This is a genomic window from Roseateles sp., from assembly GCF_039929605.1.
Lineage (GTDB): Bacteria > Pseudomonadota > Gammaproteobacteria > Burkholderiales > Burkholderiaceae_C > Pelomonas.
Genome location: NZ_JBDSQX010000073.1, coordinates 16,894 through 19,578, shown reverse-complemented (window position 1 = coordinate 19,578; position 2,685 = coordinate 16,894). Strand labels below are relative to the sequence as shown.

Genomic DNA, 2,685 nt, shown 5'->3' with positions numbered 1-2,685 from the left:
TTTGGGACTCCCTGAATCTCTGTTTCGCCATCCCGTGTTTTCAATTTATTGCGAACAGGCAAAGCGCTCGCTTGAAGATGGCGGGAGAAATTGTGTGGCTACTGATGCGACGACTTAACGGCGCTTAAACTTCTTCATTCGAGAAGACTGGGTTCGCGCCGCTCGGCCACGAAGGCGTGCGTTGGTGTCGACCTTGCCCGAGGGGCAGTCTCGTGAGGTCCGGTCATCTGGAGTCGCGTGAACTGCTCGTGCGTGGCCGGCGTACAGCACCTTCTCCTGCTGGCTGTCGGCATCAGCGATTACCGCGCCTAGTCTTGAGCTTGCGACGCGAGACCACCGTCGCCGCTCACACGCTTGGCCGAGGGGCCCCATCTTGTGACGCCACCGTTCCGCAGTTGAACGCGTTGCTCCCTGCCAAATTGCGAAATACATTGGCAACGACGAGTTTGACGGCGAAGCAGGTGGTTGGGGTCGACCAGCAGATCGACCTCTTTGAAGGAACGAAGGCGGCGTCCGGACTTTGCAATCCGCGGCTCGAGCGGCAGGCCTTCTTTAAGGATTTGGTGTTCGTTGTTGAGTACCACTCCTTGTACGACTTGCCGTACACGCTCGAACTCAACTACCAACCGCCTGACGATCCGGACTGCCGGTAGAAAAAGGCGCGAACATGCCCGATGCAGGCTACGGCCTCTTCGGCCCAAGCGTCCGCCAGAGGAAATAGGCCGGGCTCTCCTTCGCTGCTATGCGGTACTCCTCAATGGTCCGCAGGCCGGCATAAGCGGCACCCAGCGTCGCGATCAAGGTCGCAGGCGACGTGGCCAACGCTGCGCCGAGGCTGGCCACGACACCGAGGCCGCTGAGTAGCCCCTTACGCTTCAGCCGTTGTATCGCGCTGTCGACCTCCGTCAGTTGGATGTCCAAAAGCTCGTGCATCGCGTTTTCGGTCTTCTGGCGGCGCTTCTCCGGGTCGGTCTCTAACCGAAGCTCGCGAAACTGCTTCTCCAGATGTCGGCGGAACCGACGGAACGCCTCTTCGTCGGACCTCGCCTCCATCAACTTGCTCATGGGCAGGTCGTCAAAGACGTTGAGGTCCAGGTTGAGCCAGCCGCTTGCCGTAGCTGTAGGTATGGTGGCATTGGTGACCTGTTCGCTGCTCTCGAGCACCGAGGCAGCAAAAGTCGACCGCGTCATCAGCTGTGCGCCAAATCGCGTTGACCAACGCACGTCGCGACACAGTGAATCGAAATGCTGGCGGGCCGAACTATTCACCGACTGCGCGACCCATGCGTCGAACATCTCTTGCGTCGGCGGCTCCTTTGGCAGCTTCATGGCAACCTGCGCTAACCGCGTCTTGGGATCCCATGAGACGACCTCCTGTTGAATCAGGTTGAAGCCGAAACCTCTGCCGTTGGCGACGCCGCCGAAGTCGATATGGATCCTGCGACCTAGATCCAGATCGGACATGACAACCAACCCCTCGGGGCTCGACACGACGGACCGGACCCTGGCGGCATCCTTGCACATAGAAAGCAGGTGAGGGGGCAAGAGGCCCTCAAATCCGTCTTCCGGCGCGTACATCGGTAGGTCTTCAGGGGCTTCGTCGGCTAGGCTGGTCGGGAAGAATCGAACGTAGCCCTCTGTGACAAGCGGTCGGCAGTACAACAGCGTCTTTGTAGCACGGGCGACATCCTTGCGGTTCAGACGTTCAGGAGCCCTCATGTCGAAGGCCTTGGACCAAGCCGAGGTCAGCTCGTGCTCCGGCGTGGTCAGAGCAAACATCGGGTCGCTGATGATCACCGTGTCCAGGTAGAACGCCCCCTGTTTGAGGAGCTTCTCATCAGAAACGTCTCCGACGTACAGCCGCAGCCGCCCCTGCTGAGGGGACACCTCGTCCAGCAACTCGTCCATGTTGGTCACGCAGAACGCGCGGTACTGAGCAAGCGCATCCTGGAGTTCGTTGTCCGAGACGCCGTCGTATTCGGTGGCGACCGCGCTGGGATCGAGAAGCAGGCTGTCGTTGAGGTGGCCGTAGATGATTGAACCCATTAGCCAAGTATCCGGGCTCCGAGGGAGTGCGATGCCGTCAACGCATCTGGCGATCGATCCAACAGTTCCAGTTGAGGCCGTCAGCAAAGACCGTGACTTTGTCGTCCCTCGGTTTTGACACGAGGTCGCTTGTCGTCCCTCGGTTTTTTGACGGATAAGTCTTTGTCGTCCTCGGGACGACCGAGGGACGGAAGTACATAAGCGTCCAAAGCACGAGGAAGGGAAGTGCTTGTGTGTATGGTTAGTAAGGACTTCAGCGTCACTTTGACAAAGGAATGTCCGTCCCACGGGTGTGGGTCGCGTGGCGCCGAACACGGTGCTGGTCGTGGCTGCTGTGCAAACCACCGCCAAGGGCAAGGCCGCGTTGACTCGGCTTGCCTCGACGTTCAAGGGCTTCAAGCTGAGCCACTACACGCAGCGCTACTTGGAGGAGTTCCAGTACTGCATCAATCGTCGCCGTGATCTGCGCGCATATCGACCGCGCTGGTGGCTGACGCCCTTGGCTCGGCACCTTGGCGGGAAGTCTCTTTGCGCACCAGGATGCCAGCGGAGGTAAGGTGCCGCGGGGCGACAACGCGACAGGGCCTTGCACCGTCGCGGTGCAACTTTTACAAGCTGCGACCCCAGCCGTAAGCCTAA

General features: G+C 59.9%; 2 protein-coding genes. One reads left to right on the top strand and one right to left on the bottom strand.

The features are described 5' to 3' along the window. The first annotated feature begins 314 nt into the window (after window positions 1-314). Window positions 315-653, top strand: a complete 339-nt coding sequence (locus tag ABIS05_RS09975; RefSeq protein WP_348063245.1) for a hypothetical protein — start codon at window positions 315-317, stop codon at window positions 651-653. Window positions 654-681: 28 nt separating this feature from the next. Here the strand turns inward: ABIS05_RS09975 and ABIS05_RS09970 are convergent, their stop codons facing one another. Beyond that, window positions 682-2,046: a hypothetical protein gene (locus tag ABIS05_RS09970; RefSeq protein WP_348009151.1), complete on the bottom strand. Its 1,365-nt coding sequence runs from the start codon at window positions 2,044-2,046 to the stop codon at window positions 682-684. Between the last annotated feature and the right edge of the window lie 639 nt (window positions 2,047-2,685).

Excerpts from the sequence above, each read along its gene's own strand:
- ABIS05_RS09970 (WP_348009151.1), bottom strand. The coding sequence starts at position 2,046 with ATGGGTTCAATCATCTACGGCCACCTCAACGACAGCCTGCTTCTCGAT.